Source organism: Acinetobacter sp. TW_SC_4, from assembly GCF_054861205.1.
In genome coordinates, this window is the sequence record NZ_CM142174.1 from 3,000,992 (window position 1) to 3,027,030 (window position 26,039).

Sequence of the window (26,039 nt, forward strand, 5' to 3'; positions counted from 1 at the left end):
TTTGATGAATTTTCTAGGATCATTGCATGAGCCAAAGTCACATCCGTATTCGAGGTGCACGTACCCACAACCTGAAAAATGTGAACCTTGATATTCCACGCGACAAGTTTGTGGTGATTACGGGACTGTCTGGTTCAGGTAAGTCCTCACTGGCATTCGATACGTTATATGCGGAAGGTCAACGCCGTTATGTAGAATCTCTGTCTGCCTACGCGCGTCAATTCCTTTCGCAAATGGAAAAGCCGGAAGTTGATTCGATTGAGGGCTTAAGCCCGGCCATTGCTATCGAACAGAAATCGACTAGCCATAATCCGCGTTCGACTGTAGGTACCATTACCGAAATCTATGACTATTTACGTCTGCTCTATGCACGCGTAGGTACACCTTACTGTCCGGAACACGACCTGCCTATGGTGGCACAGACCGTAACTGAAATGGTCGATGCGGTTAAAGAACTGGAAGAAGGTACTGCACTGTTATTGCTAGCGCCTGTCGTGCGTGAACGTAAGGGTGAGTACACAGCGCTATTTGAACAACTGCAAAGCCAAGGCTTTGTACGTGCACGTGTCGATGGCGAGATCATGGAAATTGATCCGCCACCCGAGTTGGACAAAAAGAAAAAACATACTATTGAAGTCGTGGTTGACCGCTTTAAGGTCCGTGATGATCTCGGTAACCGGATTGCAGAAAGTTTTGAAACTGCACTGCGTCTCGGTGGTGATATCGCGATTTTGTCTTGGATGAAAGGCGAAAATGATGATCGCGTGTTTTCTGCCAAACACTCCTGTCCGGAATGTGACCGCGCTGTGGCTGAACTGGAGCCACGCCTGTTTTCATTTAACAATCCCTTCGGTGCCTGCCCGGTCTGTGATGGTCTGGGCACCCGTAGCCATTTCAGTGCGGACAAATTGATTCCCAATCAGGAGGTCAGCATCAGCCAGGGTGCGATTCGTGGCTGGGACCGTCAGCGTCCATATTATTATGGCATGCTGCAAAAAGTAGCTGAGCATTTTGGCTTTTCTCTGGAAACGCCTTGGAATGAACTGGATGCCAATACCAAGAAGAAATTCCTGTACGGTACCGGCAAAGAAAAAATTGACCTGAGCTATATTGATGAACGTGGTCGTCGTCATAACCGGGTGATGCCCTTTGAAGGTATTTTGCCGCATCTGGAACGTCGTTACCGCGAAACCGAAAGTAATTATGTCCGTGATGATCTGGCGCAGTATCTATCCAATGCCGCTTGTGATGCTTGTGATGGTTCACGTCTGAATGAAATCTCGCGTAATGTGAAAATTCTGGACAAAACCATTGCCGACGTTACCCGCATGTCGATTGGTGATGCAGAAAGCTATTATCAGGGGATTAATCTGGAAGGTGCCCGCGGTGAAATTGCGGACAAGATTTTTAAGGAAATTCGTGAACGCCTGCACTTTCTGGTATCAGTCGGTCTGAACTATTTGAGCCTGTCCCGTTCTGCTGAAACCCTGTCTGGTGGTGAAGCACAGCGTATCCGTCTGGCCTCACAAATTGGTGCTGGTCTCATGGGCGTGATGTATGTGCTGGATGAACCTTCGATTGGTCTGCATCAGCGTGATAATGATCGCCTGTTACAAACCCTGATTCGTCTACGTGACCTCGGTAATACTGTTTTAGTGGTCGAACATGATGAAGATGCCATTCGTGCAGCAGACCATATTATTGATATTGGTCCGGGTGCCGGTGTGCATGGTGGCCATGTGATTGCAGAAGGAACTTATCAGGAACTCGCTGAAAACAAAGATTCCCTGACGGGTAAATATCTGTCTGGCAAACTGAAAATTGAAGTACCGAAAAAACGGGTTCAGCCACCAAAACCGGAAGAACAGATCAAATTGATGGGTGCTGCCGGGCATAACCTGAAGAAAGTCGATCTGACCATTCCATTGGGAATCATGACTTGTGTCACCGGTGTTTCAGGTTCTGGCAAATCTACGTTGATTAACCGGACTCTGTTGCCACTGGCAGCGACTCAGCTGAATGGTGCAACCACGCTGACTGCCGAGAAGTTTGATTCAATTGATGGTCTGCAATTTCTGGATAAAGTGGTTGATATTGACCAGAGCCCGATTGGTCGTACGCCACGTTCGAACCCAGCAACTTATACCGGTTTGTTTACTCCAATTCGTGAACTGTTTTCACAGACTACGGAAGCCAAAGCGCGTGGTTATACCGCTGGCCGTTTCTCGTTTAACGTGAAAGGCGGACGCTGTGAGGCCTGTGAAGGTGATGGCATGATCAAGGTAGCGATGCACTTTCTGCCGGATATGTATGTGCCGTGTGACGCCTGTCATGGCAAGCGTTATAACCGTGAAACGCTGGAAGTGAACTACAAAGGTAAGAATATTTCCGATGTATTACAGATGACCGTTGAAGATGCCATGCATTTCTTTGATGCGATTCCAGTGATTCATCGTCGTCTGGAAACTTTGCATCAGGTTGGTCTGGGCTATATCCGTCTGGGTCAGTCAGCGACCACTCTTTCTGGCGGTGAAGCGCAGCGTGTCAAGCTGGCGCGTGAACTGGCTAAACGCGATACCGGTCAAACCCTGTATATTCTGGATGAACCGACCACAGGTCTACATTTTCATGATATTGCCAAACTGCTGGATATCTTGCATCAGCTCCGTGACAAGGGCAATACCATCGTGGTGATTGAGCATAACCTGGACGTGATTAAAACTGCCGACTGGGTCGTGGACTTAGGCCCTGAAGGTGGGTCGGGTGGCGGTATGATTGTCGCGGAAGGTACGCCTGAACAGGTCGTGAAAGTCAAAGCCTCACATACCGGGAAATTCTTAAAGCCATTATTAAAATAATTTAATCCTCCCCAACCCTCCTTTTTCAAAGGAGGGAGAGCTCCTCTTTTAAAAAGAGGGGCTTTTATTTTTGACTATGCGATTGAGCGAATATTTGCAGCCAATTGTGCCAGCGTTTGATCATCCGCCCTTCGACCATCATGTGATGAAATATAGCCCTCATAAGCATCAAAATACTTATCAATCGAAGAATTAATTGGCTGCCAGTTTTCATGGGTATTTTTAGTCTGATGTATTGGAAATAGCTTTGCATGCACATGATCGACACCAAATCCCTCGAACCCCATTGCTGTTCGGCCAACGTCATCAAAATAACGATCCAATTTTAGGGCTACCTGCTTGGTATATAAAACCAGATTTTTCAGCACCTGGTCACTCAGTTCAAAGGCATAGCTGGAATAATGCTGTTTTGGAATCACTACGCTTGCGCCTAATGTATTGGGAAATATAGTAAGAAACGCCATAAAATCATCATTTTCATCGATTAAATGACATGGCAATTCCCCTTTTACCATTTGACAGAAAATACAATTTTTACTCATTTTAAGATCCCCTAAATTTTTATATTTTTTAAAAATTTCAGTGAAATTTACTTTATTTTTTAACAATATAAACTATAAAAGTTATGACTCTTCAGAATGTTTAGCTTAAAAAATTCAGTTAATTGGCTTAAACCTCAGCCACGACATTGCGTCCTTTCGCTTTAGCCTTAAATAGCGCCTCATCGGCCTGTTCCAGTAACGCAATCCATGACTCTGCGCCAATCGCCACCCCAATACTCACCGATACATGAATATCTTCATCAGCTGAGGTCAGAATAGAATGCTCAGCGACTTCAGTCCGGATTTTATTCGCCAGCATGAAAGCATGCTGCATCTCGATATTTTCAATCAGGACCAGAAATTCGTCTCCGCCATAGCGAACCAGTAGATCCGAAGCTCGAATATTGGCTTTTAAGCGCTCTGCAACCAGCTGAATCACCTGATCACCAATAATATGCCCATATTGATCATTTACCTGTTTGAAGTGATCCATATCAATAATCATCAGGCAGGTTCGCTTAAACTGGGTCGGATGCGTTTCCATAAAACGGATATATTCATCGAGCGCAAAACGGTTAGCCAGTCCGGTCAGGGAATCAGAATGGGCAATATTTTTCAGTCGAAACTCTAATGCTTCACGCTCTTGCAGCGTATGCTGCAGTTTTTGAATTGCTGTAAATAAGGATTCAGTAGGCCGGTCTGTTTTTAGTTTTGATTGTGCTTGCTTCCGTTCAGATCCAGTAGACAAATCAAATAAAATTTTACGTGCGCGAATTAAAGGAATAAAGATGCGTTTACGCGCAAAAATCATGGTCAAAATTGCCGTAATCAGGGAAATTCCAGATAAGGCCACCGTCCAGATCAAATGATTCAGACTGTGGCGCATTTCCTTAATCGCCACATCTTTGGTGTATTGCAGTAAATAGTTCTGCAAATCAATCACTGTTGTAAATTTATCTACAATGGCTTCAGTCAGCTGAGTTCCAGTTAAATAATAAGGACGCTGTTGTCGACTATCTTCAATCAGTCGCTCCACAATCGGTAAACCTTGCTGAATAAATTCAGTACCGACCCGTTGATGTAAACGAATAAATTCATCGGTTTTGTCCTGAACAGGCTGTAGCGTATCAATAATATCCCAGAGGTAGCGTACCTGATGCTGGACCTGCAAGGAACGGGTAATGTTTTGCTCTGGAATCTGGGTTCCAAATGTCACATGTGCCATGACATTTGACGCTACCCGACCCGATTGATCCCTGAGATCAGATAAAAATAGGATTTCACTCATGTAATTATCCAAACGGGCAGATGGAGTCGCAGAGGCAATCACTACCCCTTTCAGAATTTTACGACTACTATCCCAGGCACTAAACATGGCAAGAATGGCCTGATCCATTTCCTGTGCAGTACGTTCCGGGCGAGGTATCTGAGTATAGAGATCGACCTGCTTACGCCCATATTGCAGACTAGGCTTTAACTCAGATAAAAGTTGCTGGCTTAGGTGATTAAAACCGACCTGATCGAGTGCCTGAGCTGTCATCTGCATCTGTTGATCGACTTCCTGACGGTAATCGCTTAACTCCTGCTGATGTTTGGCAAATTCCTCAACCGAACTGGACATAACTTTGTTGGCGGGTGCCCGTTCACGGGAGATTTTATTGGCGAGATCGGTGACCTGTTGTAAGGCATCAAGCTGCTGATAGGTTTGTTTTGATTTCAAATAATGTTGAGTACTATCAATAATCAAGGGAATACAAATACACAATAAACATAAAATAATGATCGACATCGACCAGTACAGATGTTTGCTGATTTTCTCAGAGCGCAAAGTATTCATCTTGATTTTTAGTCCTTCACATAGATCAAGGACTCCCCATTTAATAGTAGATAGATTATACAAATAAACACCTACTCATCATCAATATTTCTTCCCAATTACGTTGATTTTCAGAAGGTTTTTCTTATGTTCTTAAAGGTTTTAGCTCTTTATATTTTCAGGATTTTCTATTTGTTATCACTAAAACATAAATAGGAATGAAAATTTCATAATTTAAAATATAAGAAAATTAAAAAACTCGCTTTCTGAACTATTTACACGTGCAACAATTAGGTGCATAATGCACCGCATTAGGGCGAGTTAAATTATTCCTCAGCAGATTTTTTGATTTACCCGCAAATTTTGGCGAAAAAACCTCAATTCTTTATAGAAATTGAGGTTTTTTTTTGCAATTTTATAGAACAAGACTATTTTTAAATCGAATTAACGCACCATTAAGGTGCATTAAAGAGTCATCTTTGACGGCTTTCTATACTTGTTCTTTCATCTTCTTTTATGAAGTAATCCGTAAACTGAGATTTCCAGAAAATTTAGGTAAAAAAAAGCCCAACCTTGGGGAAAGCTGGGCCGATAAAAACAAAAATATGTGGAGAATCAGGCTAAATCACTATGAAAGTGTGAACTCTAACTTGATTTTCATATTATGTAAAATTCCCCCCAAAATGTAAAGTCGATTGCTTCAGTCAAGATTATAAAACATGCCCATCTAGCTTAAAAAACAGACATTCATTCTGAAGCTCGAGCTGATTATGCTCTAAAATTAAGCAATCCAGTCATAGACATGTTGCACCAAACATCTTGCACTTCTTGACACATTTATGAATTAGCTCACTGATTATTAATTGTTTTAATAGATTATTAAATTAAAATTGATCGTACTAAGTGATTTAAATAATCACACAATTTCTCCTTAATTTTTAGTCAAAATCTATATTTAAATTCTAGCTTTTTGTTATACAAGAGTTTTTATCTAAAATGGCTTCCGAGCGTGATACTTGAATTTTATACAAAATTAATACAATGATTTAGCTTAAAAAAATAGCGATTTCGAATTGGATTGACTTAATAAATTGTCACAATACAATACGTTCCTGTTGTACATCTTTTGTAACAAAATGGTAAATATCATGAAAAAACTCGGTTTAGCCACTGCTTTATTATTAGCCATGACCGGTGCTCAAGCATATCAATTCGAAGTTCAAGGTCAATCAGAGTTCATCGACAACACTGTAAATGACAAAGATTTCACTGGTGCTGTTCAAGGTACTTACTACTTCAAAGATGTAGACGCTTCTAAAGGTCCTTTAGCTGAAGCTGCTTTCATCAACCAGGCATCTAACGTTTCTGCTGCTTATACATATGGCGAATATGATGTAGATGCTGATGATAGAGACCAGACTTCTCATACTTTCGGTGTGAAAGGTGAAGCTTACATCCCAACTAAAGTTGTTCCTGCTTATGCAAGCGCTTCTTATAGCCATACAATTACTGATGGTAAAGGTGGCCAAAATGATGACAATGGCGACCGTTATGCATTAGAAGTAGGTGTACTCCCTATTCCTAACTTCCTGGTAGCTGTAGGTTACACAAGCGTTGCAGACCAAACTTCTTATGACGCTTTCAACATGTTCAACAACGGCGTTGCTAAAGCTGCTCTTGAGTCTCGCACAATCGATGAAGACCAAGATGCAATCACTGCTCGTACTAAATATGTAGGCGCAATTGACGGCACTAACATGTCACTTGGCTTCGAAAGCGGCTTGGTTTATGGTGAAGATACTGCTTACAACCTAGGTACTACTTTGTACATCAACCCTAAATTAAGCGTTGGTGCATCTTATATGGAATCTAGCTACGCTAATTCTCCAGACAAAGCTTGGGGCGCAAACGTAAACTACTTCATCACTCCAGCAGTTGCTGTAGGTGCTAGTTATGTGAACTCAAACTACGAAGCAAATCTTGCTCAAAATGCTGTAGTTCGTGATACACAAACTGTAGGCTTAAATGCTAAATTCCGTTTCTAATTTCTGAATTAGTGATTGAATAAAAAAAGGACGCATCAGCGTCCTTTTTTATTGGATCAAATATTTATTCTGGAGAACGGACCAGACTTAAAAAGTGCAGATGACGTTCATATTGGTCAATGATGTCCTGGATTAAATCTTCCTGAGTCCATTCCATCACATCATAGTTTTGTCCTCCTTCCCTTAAAAAGACTTCTGCCTGATAAGACTGCGGAGAATCTGCATCCGGCATAAAGCTCGGTGCTAAAGTTTGGGTAGCAATGACCTGATAAATGAAGTTCATTTCATTCTGATGATCGACACGTAACTCGATCCCATCTTCCAGTTTAAAGATTTTCACCTGGATGTGACGACGTTTCAGTTCAGCCTGAAAACTGTTATAGGCTTTGCTGACCACCGTATCAATATAATCACGTACTTCATCATGCGTATGCGGATAATGCATAATTAAACCGAGTCGCTGTTGCCAGCTACGCGGGTTCTGAATGGCTCGTGGGGTAATGCGTGCAGCTTGTAGCGCATGCATTTTCGTTACATCCAGATGCAGGGCCTTAATCAGTCCCCAGCAAATCAGCAGCATAATGAATGTGAACGGTAAGGCACTCATAATCGTAGCCGACTGCAAGGCTTCCAGCCCGCCTGCCAGCAACAGAATGATGGCCAATAAAGCCATTAACACGGTCCAGAACAGACGCTGCCAGGTCGGTGAATTCTCGGTTTTAGCAGTGAGATAATCCGTGACTAATGATCCTGAATCTGCTGAAGTGACAAAGAACAGAATAACCAATACCGTAGCGATAATACTGGTGACTGAATTAAATGGCAGATTACCTAAAAATTCGAACAGCGCTACAGAGGAGTCACGTTGTACTGCTTCAAGCAGATTGGTATTGGCTTCATGCATGATGCTGAATAATGCAGCATTACCCATAAAGCCCATCCAGATCAGGGTAAATCCGGTAGGAATCAGTAGAACCCCAACAATAAACTCGCGGATACTGCGGCCTTCGGATACTCGGGCAATAAACATCCCGACAAATGGCGACCAGGAAATCCACCAGGCCCAATACATAATGGTCCAGCCACCAATCCAGCCACTAGGCTGATAGGCATACAGATTAAAGGTCATGCTAAACAGATTAGAGACATACTGGCCGGCATTTTGGATGGTGGTCTGCAGAAGATAGATGCTTGGACCGGCAACAAAAACAAAGATGAGTAGCAGTAAGGCAAGCAGCAGATTCAGTTCAGCTAGGCGTTTGATGCCCTTATCCAAACCAAAAAATACGGACATTGATGCCATTACAGTGACGGCAATAATCAAAATGACCTGAGTACTGGGGGTCTGCTCAACTCCAAATAGGTAATTCAGACCCGAATTAATCTGAGTCACCCCAAAACCTAAAGTTGTCGCAACCCCAAATACTGTCCCTAAGGTGGCAAAAGTATCTACCCCGTCTCCGATTGGGCCATGAATCCGGTTGCCGATCAGTGGATATAAGGCGGAGCGAACTTTTAAAGGCAGATTATGTCGATACGCAAAATAGGCCAATGACAGACCCACAATGGTGTAAATCGCCCAGGCATGCAGGCCCCAGTGGAAGAAAGTCACGCGAATAGCTTGCTGCGCGGCCAGTACAGTTTCTGGTTCACCAGCAGGCGGTGTGACATAATGCATAACCGGTTCTGCAACACCGAAAAACATCAGGCCGATCCCCATGCCTGCGGTAAACAGCATGGCAAACCAGGATGCCTGGCTGTATTTTGGCTGACTATGGTCGGGCCCGAGTTTGATTTTCCCCATATCAGACAGGGCAATATAAATCAGGACAATCAGAAAGATCGCCACGGAGAGGACGTAAAACCAGCTAAATGAAGTGGTAATCCACGCATTCATTTGCTTGGTCAACAGGTCAAATGAATCAGGTGCCAGTATTACCAGTCCCAAAAAAATGGCGATAATCACCACTGTACTAATGAAGACATTCGGATTGATATTGGCAAACCAGGATGAAGGTTTGGAAGGCATAGATCCCCCATTTTTTTAATAGATTGAATGCCGGGAGGCTTGAATCATTATTGATAAGTAAAAACATTCTGATCGAGAGAATTACGATCAAAGATACGTTTTGGACCTTAAGATTTTAAAATATTCAGGAAAATAAAGCCGTTAAGTTACTGTAACCAAGCTATACAGCTCTGTACGTTCTATTCCTCAGGCTTTCTATGCTTATGTTGTATATGAGTCTGTTTAGGAAGATGGGAAATATACTGTAAGGCAATCAGACGCGAGACTATTAAGGCCAGATACATCACCCCGACAAACATCTGGATAATGGCCAACATCCGTGCGACCGGGCTGACCGGCATCACATCAGATAATCCTGTAGCAGACTGTACACTAAAGCTCAGAAAGAGCAGATCCAGCCACGGCTGATAAGCCTGCAACTCAGGATCTGAAAAGCTGTAAGGCACCCATAACTGGCAAATGCTATAGAGAAAAGCGAATCCCCAAGCCAGTAGTGTAAAGACTGCTCCTGCTGCAAACAGCTCATCCTTGGTCAGATAACGGTCATGAAACATATAACGTAACAAGCCATATGCTGCACTGAAATAGGCGCTGGCTTCAAACAGATGAGCAACGATCATGATCCAGGTATAGCGTAGCCCCAGCACAATCAATGACGAAAAGAAGATGGCGCCTGCGACAAAGATGAGTCCCAGAATGGTAAACATCGGAGTCTGACGAATCACCTTGGCAATTACCAGCAAGACCACCACCCCTAGCATCCATGTACCCGCGCGATAAGACACACTGTCATAACTCAGCATCGACAGGGTCAGAATCAGTAATTGTAGGCATAGCAGCCACGCAGAAGGCAGATACTTAAAATGGGTCCAGAATCGTAGCAGAGAGTGCTTCATGAGATTTGTCTTGATGTCCTATCGCACATCATTATTGTTATCGCTGGCTTAACATAGCATGATCTAGCCAATGGTTAGAAACAGGATTGTATAAAAATTATTGAAATCTTAGTCAAAAATGGCCGTATTTAATTTTAGATAAACTATCCTAAAGTCTTCTTCATTGAGTAGCTCAAGTATTCTATCGCTATAAAAAAAGCCCCCATCAGGAGGCTTTTTTAGGACATCAGATCTTAGTGATCAGATGCACCTGAGATACCAATACCTGTTTGTGAACGAACAAACTGTGCATCGAAAGCTTTGCGTTCTGCTTGTGCTTTCACTGAGCGGTCTGTAATGGAGAAGAACCAGCAGCAGAAGAAAGACAGTGGCATCGCAAATAATGCGGGACCATTAAAAGGAACGACTGGTGTATCTGAAATCGCGAAAGTATCTACCCAAACGGCTTTAGACAGTACGATCAGTACTACCGCAGTCACTAGACCAACCACACCACCAATGACAGCGCCACGTGTGGTCAGGCCTTTCCAGAACATAGACAGTACCAGTACCGGGAAGTTGGCACATGCGGCTACCGAGAATGCCAGACCTACCATGAAAGCCACGTTTTGCTTCTCGAACAGGATTCCCAGGATCATCGCAAAGATCGCAAGACCAAGAGTCGCAATTTTAGACATGCGCAGTTCAGATTCAGGTGTAGTACGGCCTTTCTTGAATACGTTTGCATACAAGTCATGTGAAATTGCTGAAGCACCTGATAGGGTCAAACCTGCAACTACCGCAAGAATCGTTGCGAATGCTACTGCAGAAATGAAGCCCATGAACAGGTCACCACCAACAGCATCTGCCAGGTGAACCGCAGCCATGTTGTTACCACCCACCAGCTCTAGCTTGCCTGTAATTGCCATTTTCGCAATGTCCAGGAACTGCGGGTTATTCGCTACATATAGAATCGCGCCGAAACCGATAATGAAGGTTAATAGGTAGAAATAACCGATAAAGCCTGTTGCAACAACCACTGATTTACGTGCTTCTTTGGCATCTTTTACCGTGAAGAAACGCATCAGGATATGTGGCAGACCTGCTGTACCAAACATCAGCGCCAGACCAAGAGAAATCGCATCGACCGGATTCGAAGCCAGGTTACCTGGACCCATAATCTTGGTTGCATCTGCAAGGCTCAGGTCATGTACTTTAGAGAAAACCTGAATCGATTGTTCAAACATATTGGTGAAACTAAAACCTACGCCTTTCATGACCATGAAAGCCATAAACGTCGCACCAGACAGCAGCATTACTGCTTTAATAATCTGTACCCAGGTCGTTGCCAGCATGCCACCGAACATTACGTAAGCCATCATCAGCAGGCCAACAATCACCACAGCAATGTTGTAGTTCAGACCGAAGAGCAACTTGATCAACTGACCTGCACCCACCATCTGTGCGATCAGGTAGAACGCCACCACAACCAGTGAACTTAATGCTGCTAAAGTACGCACCGGTTTTTCTTCCAGACGGAACGACACTACATCAGACAGGTTAAATTTACCCAGGTTACGCAAACGTTCTGCCACCAGGAATAAAACGATTGGCCAACCCACCATAAAGCCTAATGAGTACAGCAATCCGTCAAAACCGGACAGGAACACCATCGCGGAAATACCGAGGAAAGATGCTGCAGACATGAAGTCACCAGCAATAGCCAGACCGTTCTGGAAACCAGAAATCCCGCCGCCGGCAGTATAGAAATCATTGGTATTCGTGGTTTGTTTGGCAGCCCATTTGGTAATAAATAAGGTTGCTCCAACGAAAATCACAAACATGATAATTGCGTGCCAGTTGGTCGCTTGCTGCTCCGCAGCACCCAGATCTGGTCCAGCAAATACCATTGCCGAGCTGAGCAAGGTCAGCGCTGCCGCTGCAAGCGCTTGATATGAAATCCCTTTCATCTTAGTGTTGCCCCTTTTCTTTTGTAATCGCTTCCACTTCCTGAATTGCTTCTCTGTTCAGCTGATCAAGTTTATTATTGGCAATGTAGGAATACACCCAGCACAATATAAAAGACAAAATAATGATACCGATACCTAGAGGTACACCCCAGGTCGTTACACCGCCAGAAATTGAAGACAATAGAAATTCTTTGTTGTAGCCAACAAGCAACATGAAACCGACATAGACAAATAGCATGATGCCGGTTAAGGTCCAGCTCAGCGTACTTTTTCTACGTACCATTTCTTTGAATTTGGGATTCTGTAGAATTCTTTCTACTTGTGCCTCATCCATAGTTACACTCCTGTAGCCCCACCATGGGCTTACTATTTTTTAATTCGAATTATCACTGTTGCAAAATAACAACATTTAGAATGACTTGTAATTTAGACTTTGGTCGTTAAAAAATGATCAATTTAAACTGCTGAGTGCATGATGCGGTATCATAGCATCATGCACAGTACACATCAGGCTATATGAACAGTTGGCTCATCATAGGGGTGCTCGCCCTCTATATCACTTTACTCTTTACTTGCGCTTTCTATGGGGAAAAACATGCCAGTCGGCTCAGTACCCGTGGCCGCATGCTATTGTTTAGTTTAACTTTAGGCGTCTACTGTTCTTCCTGGACATTTTATGGCGCGACCGGTGCTGCGGTTCGTGAAGGGATTATTTTCCTGCCGATCTATCTTGGTCCCCTGCTCTTTGTCGCGATTGGTTACGATATCTGGCGCCGTCTGGGACGGGTACGCCAGCACCATGCCATTTCTTCAATCGCGGACTTTGTCGCTGCACGTTATGGTAAAAGTGGGCCTCTGGCTTCGCTAGTCACCATTCTGGCGGTGATTGCCATCATTCCTTATCTGGCCTTACAGTTACGTGCAATTGCCTTGAGTGCGGCGGTCATTCTGGAACCCTCCGCAGGGATTGCCAGTACCACCAATAGCGTACTGTTCCTGACTGGCGTCCTGGCAATCTTGGCGATGATTTTCGGTACCCGGCAGATTGCCAACACTGAACAGCATGGCGGTCTGATGCTGGCTGTCGCCTTTGAGTCCTTCGTCAAGCTATTTGCCCTGCTGGCCGTAGCCTGTTTCTTCATTTTTGAAGCACCAGAAAATCTGCCTCAGATCAGTAGCGATATTCAGTCTACCTTCCATGATGTACAGCTGTTTGGTGTACCGGAAAGCTTCTGGGTACAGACTTTGCTGGCTGCACTGGCGATTATCTGTTTACCGCGTCAGTTTCATGTCGCCGTAGTTGAATTACGGGATGAAAAACATATCCGTGGTGCACGTCGCTGGTTTGCCATTTATCTGATTCTGACCACACTAGCAATTATCCCGATTGCCAGCTGGGCACTGCATGCGGCACCTCAATACCTAGCGATTCCTGATGTCGCAGTGCTGTCTTTACCGCTTAGCTATAATCAGGACTGGCTGACTTTATTGGCCTTCCTAGGGGGCTTCTCGGCCTCGACCGGCATGCTGCTGGTATCTTCAGTCGCTTTATCCATCATGCTAAGTAATGACCTGATCATGCCAGCGCTCTGGCGTTTAAACCTGATCTCACGGCATGACAAGCGTTTACCACTGGTACTCAAATTTACCCGCCGGATCTGTATTCTGGCCGTGATGTTGATGGGCTTTCTGTTCTTCAACTTTTTTAATGATATTGACCAGCTCTCAGTCTTTGGTCTGCTGGCTTTTAGTGCTGTGGCACAGTTCGCCCCTGCTCTGATTGGTGGTCTGTATTGGCGTGGTGGGAGTAAGCAAGGCGTGTATGCGGGTCTGTTGACCGGTTTTGCTTTGTGGTCTTATACCCTGCTATTACCAACGATTTTGCGCAGTCTGCCAGAAGCCTATCAGCAGTTCAGCCAGAGTTTTCTGGAACAAGGGCCTTTGGGCTTGAACTGGTTACGCCCTGAAGCCCTGATCGGTTTCGAATCTTTTGATCCTCTGACGCATGGTGTGGTCTGGGCACTAGGCCTGAACACATTCCTATATATCTGGGTCTCCCGGATGTTCCGCCCAAGTGTGGCTGAACAGATTCAGGCGGAAAGTTTCTTCTACTATGAAACCAAGCCACTTCCATCACAAAGTCCATCGACTGATGTCAGCTACTCGCATCAGGATGTGGCCCGTTTAAAAGTTGGTGACCTGATTACGCTGGCCAAGCGCATTACCGGTGAAGGCCCGACCATGCAGGCCTTCCAGCAGTTCTGTGCTCAAAACAGTGTGGAACTGAATGAAAATAGCAGTGCCAATGGCATGTGGTGGCGTTTCACCGAGCAGTATCTGGCCGGTACCATTGGTGCAGCATCGGCACGTACCTTGCTGACTACAGCGATGGTCAATAATGGCCTGGCGCTTGGTCAGGTCGCCAATATTCTGGATCAGGCATCACAATGGCAGCGTTTTAACCAGAACCTGATCATGACCATGATCGACCATATGACCCAAGGGGTGAGTGTGGTTGATGAAAACATGTGTCTGGTCGCCTGGAACAACCAGTATCTGAAACTGTTCGACTACCCAAAAGATATTGTTTATGTCGGTTGTCCAATCGCTGATCTGATCCGTTATAACGCTGAACGCGGTGAATGTGGTCCAGGTTCGGTTGAAGAACATGTGCGTAAACGGATTCACTGGATGCAGGTCGGTAGCGCGCATGAATTTGAACGGATCCGTAAAGATGGCCGCGTGATTCAGATGCGGGGTAATCCGATTGAAGGTGGTGGTTTCGTGACGACCTTTGCCGACATTACTGCCTTCCGCGAAAATGAAGCGGTACTAGAAGCCCGGGTTCAGGATCGTACCCAGCAGCTCGCCGATGCCCTGTCTGAACAGCAACTGGCGCGTGAACAGGCCGATAAAGCCAATATGTCCAAGAGCCGCTTTATTGCTGCCGCCAGTCATGACCTGTTACAGCCAATGCATGCTGCACGTCTGTTCAGTACGGCGCTGGAGCAAAGCGTACAAAGCGAAGAAGATCGCAAGACCCTGCAGCAACTAGATCGTGCTTTGCATGGTGCAGAAAGCATGCTCTCAGCCCTGCTGGATATTGCCCGACTGGAGGGCGGTACGATTCAGCCGAAACGCCAGGCTTATCCACTGCATGATTTATTAAGTGATCTGGAACTGCAATTCAAATCCATTGCGGCACAGCGTGGCATCAAACTGCGAGTGCATGATGCCCAGTTCTGGATTGACACCGATCCACAATGGATTCGCCGGATTATCCAGAACTTTGTCAGCAATGCCCTACGTTATACCGCCAAAGGTAAGGTCGTGGTCGGTGTACTGCGTTCTAGCAACCGGCCAAATCATATCCGGATCGGGGTTTGGGATACCGGTCCCGGTATTGCTGAAGAACAGCGCATCAAGCTGTTCCAGGAATTCGAGCGTTGTGGCCATACTTCGCCTTGGGGTGAACAGGGTCTGGGGCTTGGCCTCGCTATCGTGCAACGTATGACCGGACTACTGGATTATCCAGTTCATGTTTCTTCCGAACTGGGCAAAGGTTCCTGCTTCATGATTGAAGTACCGTTGACCGCAGCACCGAAAGTCGTTGCCGCCCCTGTTCAGGCTGTGCCATTGAAGTCCAAGGCCTTTAAGATTCTATGTCTGGACAATGATGAAACCATTCTGGAAGGCATGTCGACCTTATTGACCAAATGGGGCTATCAGGTCTTTAAAGCCACCGAACCAGAACAGGCAGCCGAAATGATCCAGCAGGAAAATATTCAGGTCTGGCTGGTCGATCAGCATTTAAACCAGGACAAGATCGGTCTGGACTTTATTCTGGAACATCGTAGTAGTGATATTCCGGTGGCATTGATTACCGCAGATTCTGATCCGGAACTGCCACAGCGCCTGAAGGATTTAAATATTGTCCTGCTGAAAAAACCGTTAAAGCCTGCTTCACTCCGTTCCTGGTTATCCGGTCTGAAAATCTCCGGTAACTAGAACTTTTTATTTCCATCTCAATGCCTATTTTAATGATTTAAAAATGGGCATTTTTTATACTGAATAAATACCTTTCTTTACCTGGCTGGCAAAAAAATCAGGCCAATGTGCTAAAAGCACCAAATTTCACATAATTCCTGCTGATAAATTGCTCAAAATTATCATTTCAGCATTCTCTATGGCAAAAGCCACCAAATCTATTAATATACATGTGTACAACTAGTTACAATTATTTAAGTTACTGTTTAAATTAATTTTTAATCCTATTTTATGGCAGATAGAACTTTGGTCGTATTTTTAATACAACAGGCTTAGCTCTAAAAATAGACAATATAAGAAACGATCAGTTTCCATCTGACAATGCCTAAATCCTTTTGGCAGCTGGTCTATTTGCACTGCTAGATAGGAGTTATAAAAATGAAACTCGATGAATCAATTGCTCAGCTTCCCGCACAGACTCAGCAATTCCATCGCCAATATGGTGCTAATGCCTTATTACCCAGCATCGACTGGGCACAAATGTTTAAATACAGCAAACTCGACGATACCCAGATTCAGGCACTTGAAACCCTGTATCAGCATGCAGTTCCTTTAGCCCTGCAAGTTTTTGATGAACTGCATTTTGATGTCTTTGAACCTTATGCCTATAAACCGCAAGGTTTAGGTTTATTTGAACGTCTGGCTGAACAGGAAAACAAGTTGATTGAATCTCTGGAAGCGGAAGCCGAAGATTTACCAGCAAAAACCCGTCATCAGATCTGGAGTATGCTGCTGCGTGGTGGCGCTGTTCTGGTCTTTAAAGCGTGGCTCGGTAAAGTAAAGAATGAAGAAGATTGTCTGGACACGACCCAATTTGATGAACTCTCTGATCTGCTCTTTATCAAAACTTGCCCGCATGAACTGGCAGAGCACCTACAGGTCGATCCGAATAGCACAGACGAGCATGTGTTCCTGATGTATGAGGATGAAGTTTATCTGGACCGTTTCAATAGTCTGGAAACCGCTGCCCTGTTTGTTGATCTTGGTGTTTATGATGCGACTTTCCTGAGTCTGCGTGATGACCGCGTGGCAGAATATCTGATCTCCAAAGGCTATGTCACTCAAGAACAAATTGATGAATTGCAATCCGCACTGAATCCCATGTTCTGTACTGATGTTACCCAAAAACAGGATTATATTGCTTAATCCGCAATATTCTCTCAATAAAAAAGACCTCTTCTGAGGTCTTTTTTATTATGTAAGCTGCATCACTTACATTTTCTTTTCTTCAATATTCAAGGCATTAATAGCAAGCACAGCTTGGGTACGGTTTTGTACACCCAGCTTACGGAAGATTGCTGTCACGTGCGCTTTAATGGTGGCTTCTGAAACATCCAGTTCATAAGCAATCTGTTTGTTCAGCAAGCCTTCGGCTACCATCATCAAGACACGGAACTGTTGTGGTGTTAAAGACTGAATCCGTTCTGCCAATGCAGTTTCATCTGCAGCACGCGGATCGAAGTTCATGTTGGCTGGCAGATTGGGTGGTAACCAGATTTCTCCTTCGAGGACTTCGCGAATTGCTTCACCAATATGGCTTGGATGTGCCGATTTTGGAATATAGCCCATCGCACCATGTGCAATCGCACGCTGGATAATGCTAGCTTCTTCGTGAGCAGAAACGACAATAATTGGAATCGAAGGATATTGTGCGCGAACGTGGACCAGAGCAGAAAAGCCCGATGCACCTGGCAGGTTTAAATCCAGAAGGACAAGATCAGGCTCAGGACCATTTTCTAGACGTTCATAAAATTCATTGACTGCTGCAGTTTCATGAATCTGCGCTTGTGGCAGACTATAACGAACAGCTTGGATCAGAGCATGACGAAACAGTGGATGATCATCAACGATTAAAATATTCATAGGACGTGAGAGAGATCTTGTGCACAGTAGCTCCTATTCTAACCACACAAGCCAGTTTATGGATATGCAAGATCGCCAATTTTTTAAATAATGTGGAGTTTTTCTTTAATTTTTTTAAATTTTGGCTTATTTCAATAATCCTTTAATTCTCATCACTTTTTTATATATGATTTATTCCTATTCTGCATAGCTTATCTTTATTCAATATAAATATAGTTATCAGCCATTTATCCAGCTCTATCCGTTTCAGAAGCACATTTTCCGCTTATATAGAAAAATCAGATAACTTTTCAGCATTTCGTTATTTTACACCTACTGCGGCAATCGGGATTAATAGGGTCATTCCGAGCTTAACCATTTTTAGGTACTTCACATGTCCCATTTTTCCGAGCAAAAACCTTTAAACATCGTGGCTGTTTCTGGCGGCCTGAATCACCCATCTAAAACCGAAGCATTGGTTCAAGCCATTCTGGATGAACTGGGTGAAGCGACGCCAATCAATGTACATTTCATTAAATTTAGCGAAATCGGCCAGCTTTTAGGTGGTGCAATTTACCGTAACCAGTTACCGCAACGCGTGCAGGATGATCTGGCAGCCGTTGAAGCAGCAGATGCCCTGATTGTTGGTACGCCTGTTTACCGCGCTTCATTTACGGGCCTGTTCAAGCATTTCTTTGACTTCGTAGAACAAACGGCGCTGGTAGATGTACCGGTTCTTTTAGCAGCTTCTGGTGGTAGTGACCGTCATGCGCTCGTTCTTGAGCACCAATTACGCCCATTATTCAGCTTCTTCCAGGCACAAACCTTACCAATCGGGGTATATGCCACAGATCGTGACTTTACGCCTGAATACACCATTCACAGTGAATTACTTCGTGCCCGTATTACTCTGGCAGTGGCTCGTGCCCTACCAATCCTTGAATGGGCACCAGCAAAGGGGCAGCGTGCTGAGGTCATTAAAGAAAAATCTCAGCAAGCCAACCAGAACCTAGGCATCAACAAGCAAATCGAACAGGAAGAAGTTTTACCTTCAGCTGCAGTGCCAAGTCTGGATGCCGCAGAATCCCGTTTGCACAGCAAGAAAGCGCCAAAGACTCAAGTGGCTTAATAGCCGCTTCATTCAGAGGGTAAGAATAATGTCTCAAGATAAAAATATTGTATTTGCTTACTGGGTTCCAAATGTCAGCGGCGGTCTGGTGGTCAGCGACATCGAACAGCGTACTGACTGGAGATATGACTATAATGTCCGTCTGGCGCAAACTGCTGAGAAAGCAGGTTTTGATTATGCCCTGACCCAGATCCGTTTTACTGCGGGCTATAACGCTGAAAACCAGCATGAATCAGTCAGCTTCAGTCACGGCATCCTGGCAATAACTGAACGCTTAAAAGTGATTGCCGCGATCTTGCCGGGCCCATGGAAGCCTGCGCTGGCAGCGAAGCAGCTGGCCACCATTGACCATCTCACCAACGGCCGAATTGCGATTAATGTCGTAAGTGGCTGGTTCCGTGGCGAGTTTGATGCAATTGGTGAAGAATGGCCGGAACATGACGAACGTTATGCACGTTCAGAAGAATTTATTCGCAGCCTAAAAGGGGTCTGGACTCAAAATAATTTCAGTTTTGATGGTAAATACTACCAGTTCAAAGACTATACCTTGAGTCCAAGACCGCTACAGAAACCGCATATTGAAATCTTCCAGGGGGGAAATTCTCGGGCAGCACGTGATATGGCATCTCGCGTGTCTGACTGGTACTTCACCAATGGCAATACGCCGGAAGAGCTGAAAAAACAGATCGATGATATTCGTGAAAAAGCCAAAGCGAACAACCACTCTGTAAAGATTGGCGTGAATGCGTTTGTGATTGCACGTGATACCGAAGAGGAAGCGCAAGCAGTACTGCGAGAAATCGTGGCCAAAGCCAATGTTCAGGCGGTGAAATCTTTCGGTGAGGCAACGCGTGAAGCGGGTGCAGCCAGTAAGGAAGGTGAAGGTAACTGGGCCAAATCTACGTTTGAAGATCTGGTGCAATATAACGATGGCTTCCGTACCAACCTGATCGGGACGCCACAGCAGATTGCGGAACGTATCATCGAACTGAAAAAAGTCGGTGTTGATCTGGTTCTTTCAGGCTTCCTGCACTTTATTGAAGAAGTGGAATACTTCGGTAAAAAAGTCTTGCCACTCGTGCGTGAACTCGAAGCGCAGCAAGCTGAACAGCAACAAAAAGAACAAGAAGCTGAGCTCGTTTAAACTATAATAATGCTCAGCATAACGATTCATTCCCTCAAGGCTCGGCTTGAGGGATTTTTTTTATGCAACACAGTGTTCTCGGCATAAAGATAGCCGCCTGCTTTATTCTTGACTAGAATGAAGCCAAACTCGATGAGATAGAAATTTAAATTATGTATACCGGTATCGTACAAGGCTTGGAAAAAGTCGTGGATATTCGCCAGGACAATGGCTTCATTACTATTGTTGTGAGCAACGAAAATCAGTTTTTTCAGGATGTCTTTATTGGCGCCAGTGTTGCGATCGACGGCGTCTGCCTCACCGTAACGACCATTGATCAGAAGCTAAATCAGATTCACTTTGATATCTCCGATGTAACCCTTGCTCTCACTACCTTAAAATCTCTTCAAGTGGGTGATGAAGTGAATGTCGAACGCTCTGCCAAAGTCGGTGCAGAAAATGGCGGGCATAATCTGTATGGACACATCGAAGGTACAGCGATCATTAAAAATCTGGAATATCGCGGTGAAACCTACCATATCGACATTCAGATCCCGGATGGCAATATCAAATACTTTTTCTTAAAAGGGTTTATTGGTCTGAACGGCTGCAGCCTGACCGTCAATCGCGTCGATCGTGCCAATAGTGAAATCTCGATTGATCTGATTCCCGAAACTTTGCGTCTGACCACCTGGAAAAATGCCAAAGTAGGTGATGAAGTCAATTATGAAATTGACCAGACCACGCGTACCTTGGTAGATACCTTAGAAAATATTCACCAGCGTTAAAATGAAAGAGCCGCTTATACCATAGGCGGTTTTTTTAACTGATCATTCTGCCTACGTCTACGTTTCTATACAGAATTTTCAGGTGGAATGAATAAAATAATCTAATTCCAATTCAGAACGTTATTCCCATGCAGTTGATCTGGTTCCGCCAAGACCTCCGTATTCATGACCATGCCGCACTCTGGCATGCGACCCAGCAAGGTCCTTGCATTGCATTAGCAGTCCTCTCTCCCGAACAATGGCAACTGCATCAGGATGCCCGGATCAAAACTGATTTTTATCTGCGACGGCTCAAATATTTAAAACAGCAGCTACAGCAACTGAATATCCCACTTATCATATTGAATATTCCTTTGTGGGAAGATTTGGCGCCAGAAATATTGAATCTATGTCAAAACCTGAAGATTGAAAACCTGCATACCAATATAGAAGTCGGCGTCAATGAGCTGGAACGTGATGCTCACGTACAGCAATTGCTGCAACAGCAGCAAATCAGGGTCGAGGTCTATCATGACCGCACCCTGTTTCCCCTCGGCAGTATCCGGAACCAGTCCAATCAACCGTATCAGGTCTATAGTGCCTTTAAGAAAAAATGCTATGAGCGGCTAATTCTGGATGTACCCGCCTGCTATCCTGAGATTGAAACTCAAGATCCAATCCAATTACCTACTGATTTCATCAATGTTGATCTGGAAAAATTCTCGGCAGATTATGTAGTAGAGCATGCTGCCCAACTTTGGTCTGCGGAAGATCGAACTGCCTTGGACCTGCTCGATGATTTTATCGAAGACAAAATGGCTCATTACAAAACCGACCGTGATCTGCCTGCAGTTGATGGCACCAGCCGTCTCTCCCCTTATCTGAATATCGGTATCGTTTCAGTTCGTCAATGTGTGCAGGCACTTTTTCAGGATGGCTATTTCCAGATTGAGGATGTGGGTCAACAGACTTGGTTGGATGAACTCTTGTGGCGAGAATTCTATCTACAGACTCTGTTTGATTTTCCACGTGTCTCCAAACACCAACCATTTAAGCAAAATACCCATAAGATCCAGTGGCGCAATGCTCCCGAAGACCTAGTTGCCTGGCAGCAAGGCCAGACCGGAATTCCGATTGTGGATGCCGGCATGCGGCAAATGCTGGCGACAGGCTGGATGCATAACCGGGTCAGGATGATCACTGCGATGTTCCTGTGTAAGAACTTGCTGATCGACTGGCGACTGGGTGAAAGCTGGTTTATGCAGCATCTGATTGATGGCGATCTGGCTGCGAATAACGGTGGCTGGCAATGGTGTGCGTCAACTGGCATGGATGCCGTGCCCTACTTCCGGATTTTTAATCCGGTCAGCCAGTCCCTGAAGTTTGATCCCAATGGAGACTATATCCGCGAGTGGGTGCCTGAACTGGCGCATCTGGATGTCAAATCCATTCATGAACCTTATGCCAAAAATCCTGATCTGGAACTGGATTATCCAAAACCGATTGTCGATTTAAAAGCCTCTCGTGTACGAGCCATAGAAGCCTTTAAGCAGATTTAGAAGAAACTATCACTTCATCTAATATGAAAAGCCTCCAGTATCAGAGGCTTTTTATTTTCATATCAAGAATAAAAACTTGGATCAGGCACTTTCCCGGTCAGGATCCACTCCCCAACTTCCTGATATTTATAATCTACCGGATCATGTAAGGTCTGGGTGCGAACATTACGCCAGAAACGGTCCAGATTCAGTTTGGCCGTGGTCGCACGCGCGCCCATCACCTGAAAAATATTCTGGGTGATATAGAGAGATGTATTGGTGGCCGCGATTTTGGCTATGGCAATCGCAACTGAAACTTCACCACGCTGTTCAGCAGTGAGATCATTGCCCAGATCCCAAGCAGCTTGTAAGGTTTGAATCGCTTTATCAGCTAGCAAACGCACGCTTTCCAGCTGCACATAAAAATCGGCAAAATGCTTCTGGATAAAGGGGTCATTCACTGCATCTTCTACCAATGATTTTGACCAGGCTTTTTGGGTTTGTACGGTTTGTTTGGCCACTTCAAATGCACCTTCTGCTACACCGAGGAACAGATGCACAAAAATCAATTGGGCAATTAAAGGACGTAAGCTTGAATACGGCGTACTGAGTGGACCCGGATTTAAAAGCAATTCATCTTCATGAATTTTGACCTGCTCGAAATGACTGGTGCCGCTATCAGTCTGACGTTGACCCATATTATTCCAGTCACCGAGAAAACTTACGCCCTTACGTGCTGTTGGAATTACCCCAATGAGTAATTTTCCAGCGTCGTTATAGCCTGAGCACAGTAAAATATCGGAATCAATAGAGCCAGAACAGAAACTTTTATTTCCATCAAAAATATATTCTTTTTCAGCAACTTTTGTTGCGGTAGTACGACGGTCCAGTGGATTTAAGGTATTGCCCCAGAACAGGTTTTCCCGAGCAGTCTGCTCAAACCATGGACCATATTGTTCCGGTTGGGAAAATAATTGAACCGTTGCAATCAGCAAATGATGAAACCCATAAACATGTGCCAATGAACTATCGACTTGGGCAATGATTTGAATGGTTTTAAAAATCGTCTGCCAGTCTGCTTCCTGACCACCATACTGTTTTGGAATGGACAGGCCCAGCAAGCCACTCTGGCGAATCAGATCACGCTCGGCTTTAGGATTACCGCCCTGCTTGTCACGAACTGCGGCCGTTTGGGCAAAAGTTTCTGCCAGCTGCTGGGCAATTTGCAGGGGAGATTGATCTAAATATTGTTGTCGTACATTCATTCTTTTGACCTAAGTTCAGCATGGTTTTAGCTTAGCAGATTGCAGCTTGGCACTATATTCGAAAGCATGCAGAGCTTATTCCTGAGACAAAAATACCGGCAAATAATGCCGGTATTTGAACGTCCCAAACTTATGCTTGATTGCGCTGCACTTCAGCAATCAATTGATCTACCACCTGTGGCTCCGCCAATGTTGAAGTATCACCCAGACTATCCAGTTCATTGGCAGCAATCTTTCTTAAGATCCGGCGCATAATTTTTCCTGAACGCGTTTTAGGTAAAGCGGGTGCCCAGTACAAGGCATCTGGCGTTGCCACTGGCCCTAAAATTTTACGTACCCAAGCTACCAGTTCACCGCGCAGCTGTTCAGTACTTTCAGTCCCTGCCTGCAAGGTGACAAAGGCACAAATCCCCTGACCTTTGATGTCATGCGGCATACCCACCACAGCCGCTTCGGCAACAGCTTCATGGGCCACCAGTGCACTTTCAATTTCTGCCGTACCCAGACGATGGCCTGAGACATTGAGTACGTCATCGACACGACCAGTAATCCAGTAATAGCCATCTTCATCACGACGTGCGCCGTCACCCGTAAAGTACGTTCCCGGATAGGTCGAGAAATAAGCTTCAATAAAGCGACCCGGGTCACCCCAAATGGTGCGCATCTGACCTGGCCAGGAATCTTTAATTACCAGATTGCCTTCTGCCACCCCTTCAATTTCCTTGCCTTCTGCATCGACAATGGCTGGTTGTATACCAAAAAATGGTCGGGTTGCAGAACCCGGTTTCAGGTCAGTCGCGCCCGGTAAAGGCGTAATCATAAAACCACCGGTTTCGGTTTGCCACCAGGTATCAATCACTGGACAGCGGCTTTCACCAACTACCGAGTAATACCAGTTCCAAGCTTCCGGGTTAATCGGCTCACCGACCGAACCTAAAATTCTCAGGCTGCTACGATCACTTTCCCGCACATAGGCATCCCCCTCACGCATCATGGCACGAATGGCAGTTGGTGCGGTATAGAGAATGGTCACATTGTGCTTGTCGACGATATGTCCGGTACGTGCCCAGCTTGGATATTGTGGTACCCCCTCAAACATGACCGTGGTTGTACCATTAGAAAGCGGACCATACAGCACATAGGAATGCCCGGTAATCCAGCCGACATCGGCAGTACACCAGAACACATCATCCTGTTTGATGTCAAAAACTTCGCGGAAGGTGCAATTCACATAAGTCAGATAACCGCCTGTGGTATGCAGTACGCCCTTAGGTTTTCCGGTTGAACCCGAGGTATACAGGATAAACAGTGGATCTTCCGCATTCATCGGCTCAGGCGGACAGATCTCATTCACGGTCATAATTTCCATGTGATACCAGAGATCACGTCCCTGTTGCATTTCCACCGGATTGCCAGTGCGATGTACAACGATGACATGTTCAACCGATTCGGTGCCAGCAATTTTCAGCGCTTCATCCACATTGGCTTTCAATGGAATGGCTTTACCACCACGCATACCCGAATCTGCGGTAATCACCATTTTGGCCTGACTGTCCTCAATCCGGCTAGCCAGAGAATCAGGTGAGAAACCACCAAACACCACACAATGCACTGCACCAATCCGGGCACAGGCCAGCATGGCAATTGCGGCTTCCGAGACCATTGGCATATACAGCACCACCCGGTCGCCTTTTTTAATCCCGTTTTTTTTCAGAACATTGGCGAAACGGCAGGTTTCATCATAAAGCTCATGAAAAGAAATAATCTTGTGACGGGACGGATGGTCCCCTTCCCAGATAATCGCCGGTTTATAAGGATGTTCCTTAAGATGGCGATCCAGACAGTTGGCACTGACATTGAGCTGGCCATCTGCAAACCATTCAATTTTAAAATTATCTTTATCAAAACTGGTATTTTTAACCTGGGTAAAAGGTTTGATCCAGTCCAGGCGCTGTGCCTGTTCAGCCCAGAACTGATCCGGTTGTTCAATGGATTGCTGATAACGCTCAAAATACTCTGTATCAGTGGTACGTGCGGTTTTCTTAAATTCTGCTGGTACTGGATAGATTTCTTTCATTGTTCGCTTCCTTGATCTTGTTCTATCTCATCACGAGAGCTTGATGGCATTTTGTTGATTGTTTTTTATGCATAATGGCAGTATGTACTGCATATTTCAAATCCTACAATCATGCT

17 protein-coding genes are annotated in these 26,039 nt (G+C 45.0%); 8 read left to right on the top strand and 9 right to left on the bottom strand.

What is annotated here, in order from left to right; all coding sequences use genetic code 11:
- Window positions 1–26 precede the first annotated feature (26 nt).
- On the top strand, window positions 27–2,858 hold the full coding sequence (uvrA, locus tag ACWM1W_RS14675) for an excinuclease ABC subunit UvrA (protein WP_005232631.1): 2,832 nt from the start codon (window positions 27–29) through the stop codon (window positions 2,856–2,858).
- 74 nt (window positions 2,859–2,932) lie between these two features.
- Here uvrA and ACWM1W_RS14680 read toward each other — a convergent pair whose 3' ends face one another.
- Window positions 2,933–3,400, bottom strand: a complete 468-nt coding sequence (locus tag ACWM1W_RS14680) for an HIT family protein (RefSeq protein WP_005232633.1) — start codon at window positions 3,398–3,400, stop codon at window positions 2,933–2,935.
- 127 nt (window positions 3,401–3,527) lie between these two features.
- Window positions 3,528–5,237, bottom strand: a complete 1,710-nt coding sequence (locus ACWM1W_RS14685) for a GGDEF domain-containing protein (protein ID WP_005232635.1) — start codon at window positions 5,235–5,237, stop codon at window positions 3,528–3,530.
- A 1,127-nt stretch (window positions 5,238–6,364) separates the two neighbouring features.
- Here ACWM1W_RS14685 and omp33-36 point away from each other — a divergent pair.
- On the top strand, window positions 6,365–7,261 hold the full coding sequence (gene omp33-36 / locus ACWM1W_RS14690; protein WP_005232638.1) for a porin Omp33-36: 897 nt from the start codon (window positions 6,365–6,367) through the stop codon (window positions 7,259–7,261).
- A gap of 64 nt (window positions 7,262–7,325) precedes the next feature.
- Here omp33-36 and ACWM1W_RS14695 read toward each other — a convergent pair whose 3' ends face one another.
- From ACWM1W_RS14695 to ACWM1W_RS14710, 4 genes are all read right to left on the bottom strand, one after another.
- On the bottom strand, window positions 7,326–9,290 hold the full coding sequence (locus ACWM1W_RS14695) for a BCCT family transporter (protein ID WP_005232640.1): 1,965 nt from the start codon (window positions 9,288–9,290) through the stop codon (window positions 7,326–7,328).
- A 179-nt stretch (window positions 9,291–9,469) separates the two neighbouring features.
- Window positions 9,470–10,186, bottom strand: coding sequence for an ion channel (locus ACWM1W_RS14700; RefSeq protein WP_004781539.1), 717 nt, complete (start codon window positions 10,184–10,186; stop codon window positions 9,470–9,472).
- Between the two features lie 233 nt (window positions 10,187–10,419).
- Window positions 10,420–12,075 (bottom strand): cation acetate symporter, encoded by a 1,656-nt coding sequence (locus tag ACWM1W_RS14705; RefSeq protein ID WP_416332518.1) that lies wholly within the window; start codon window positions 12,073–12,075, stop codon window positions 10,420–10,422.
- A gap of 61 nt (window positions 12,076–12,136) precedes the next feature.
- Entirely contained in the window at window positions 12,137–12,469 is a 333-nt protein-coding gene (locus tag ACWM1W_RS14710; RefSeq protein ID WP_004781535.1) for a DUF485 domain-containing protein, read from the bottom strand.
- Between the two features lie 182 nt (window positions 12,470–12,651).
- Here ACWM1W_RS14710 and ACWM1W_RS14715 point away from each other — a divergent pair, with 182 nt between their 5' ends.
- Together ACWM1W_RS14715 and ACWM1W_RS14720 are read left to right on the top strand one after the other, a co-directional pair.
- Entirely contained in the window at window positions 12,652–16,143 is a 3,492-nt protein-coding gene (locus ACWM1W_RS14715; RefSeq protein WP_005232644.1) for a PAS domain-containing hybrid sensor histidine kinase/response regulator, read from the top strand.
- Between the two features lie 417 nt (window positions 16,144–16,560).
- The gene (locus ACWM1W_RS14720) at window positions 16,561–17,328 is read left to right on the top strand and encodes a hypothetical protein (RefSeq protein ID WP_005232645.1); all 768 of its coding nucleotides are present in this window, start codon (window positions 16,561–16,563) and stop codon (window positions 17,326–17,328) included.
- A 66-nt stretch (window positions 17,329–17,394) separates the two neighbouring features.
- On the opposite strand, the gene ACWM1W_RS14725 is transcribed toward ACWM1W_RS14720, so the two are convergent.
- Window positions 17,395–18,045 carry a response regulator gene (locus ACWM1W_RS14725; RefSeq protein WP_004781530.1) on the bottom strand — a complete coding sequence of 217 codons (651 nt, stop codon included), beginning with the start codon at window positions 18,043–18,045 and terminating at the stop codon, window positions 17,395–17,397.
- A gap of 373 nt (window positions 18,046–18,418) precedes the next feature.
- Here ACWM1W_RS14725 and msuE point away from each other — a divergent pair, with 373 nt between their 5' ends.
- The 4 genes from msuE (at window position 18,419) to ACWM1W_RS14745 (ending at window position 22,602) form a co-directional block, all read left to right on the top strand.
- Complete coding sequence (msuE, locus tag ACWM1W_RS14730; protein WP_005232646.1) at window positions 18,419–19,153, top strand: FMN reductase; 735 nt, start codon at window positions 18,419–18,421, stop codon at window positions 19,151–19,153.
- A 28-nt stretch (window positions 19,154–19,181) separates the two neighbouring features.
- Window positions 19,182–20,297 carry a dimethylsulfone monooxygenase SfnG gene (gene sfnG, locus ACWM1W_RS14735; RefSeq protein WP_005232649.1) on the top strand — a complete coding sequence of 372 codons (1,116 nt, stop codon included), beginning with the start codon at window positions 19,182–19,184 and terminating at the stop codon, window positions 20,295–20,297.
- A 152-nt stretch (window positions 20,298–20,449) separates the two neighbouring features.
- Window positions 20,450–21,064, top strand: a complete 615-nt coding sequence (locus ACWM1W_RS14740) for a riboflavin synthase (RefSeq protein ID WP_005232650.1) — start codon at window positions 20,450–20,452, stop codon at window positions 21,062–21,064.
- 128 nt (window positions 21,065–21,192) lie between these two features.
- The gene (locus ACWM1W_RS14745) at window positions 21,193–22,602 is read left to right on the top strand and encodes a cryptochrome/photolyase family protein (RefSeq protein ID WP_005232652.1); all 1,410 of its coding nucleotides are present in this window, start codon (window positions 21,193–21,195) and stop codon (window positions 22,600–22,602) included.
- A gap of 62 nt (window positions 22,603–22,664) precedes the next feature.
- Here ACWM1W_RS14745 and ACWM1W_RS14750 read toward each other — a convergent pair whose 3' ends face one another.
- Window positions 22,665–23,846, bottom strand: a complete 1,182-nt coding sequence (locus tag ACWM1W_RS14750; RefSeq protein ID WP_005232654.1) for an acyl-CoA dehydrogenase family protein — start codon at window positions 23,844–23,846, stop codon at window positions 22,665–22,667.
- Window positions 23,847–23,976: 130 nt separating this feature from the next.
- Complete coding sequence (acs, locus tag ACWM1W_RS14755; RefSeq protein WP_005232656.1) at window positions 23,977–25,923, bottom strand: acetate--CoA ligase; 1,947 nt, start codon at window positions 25,921–25,923, stop codon at window positions 23,977–23,979.
- Between the last annotated feature and the right edge of the window lie 116 nt (window positions 25,924–26,039).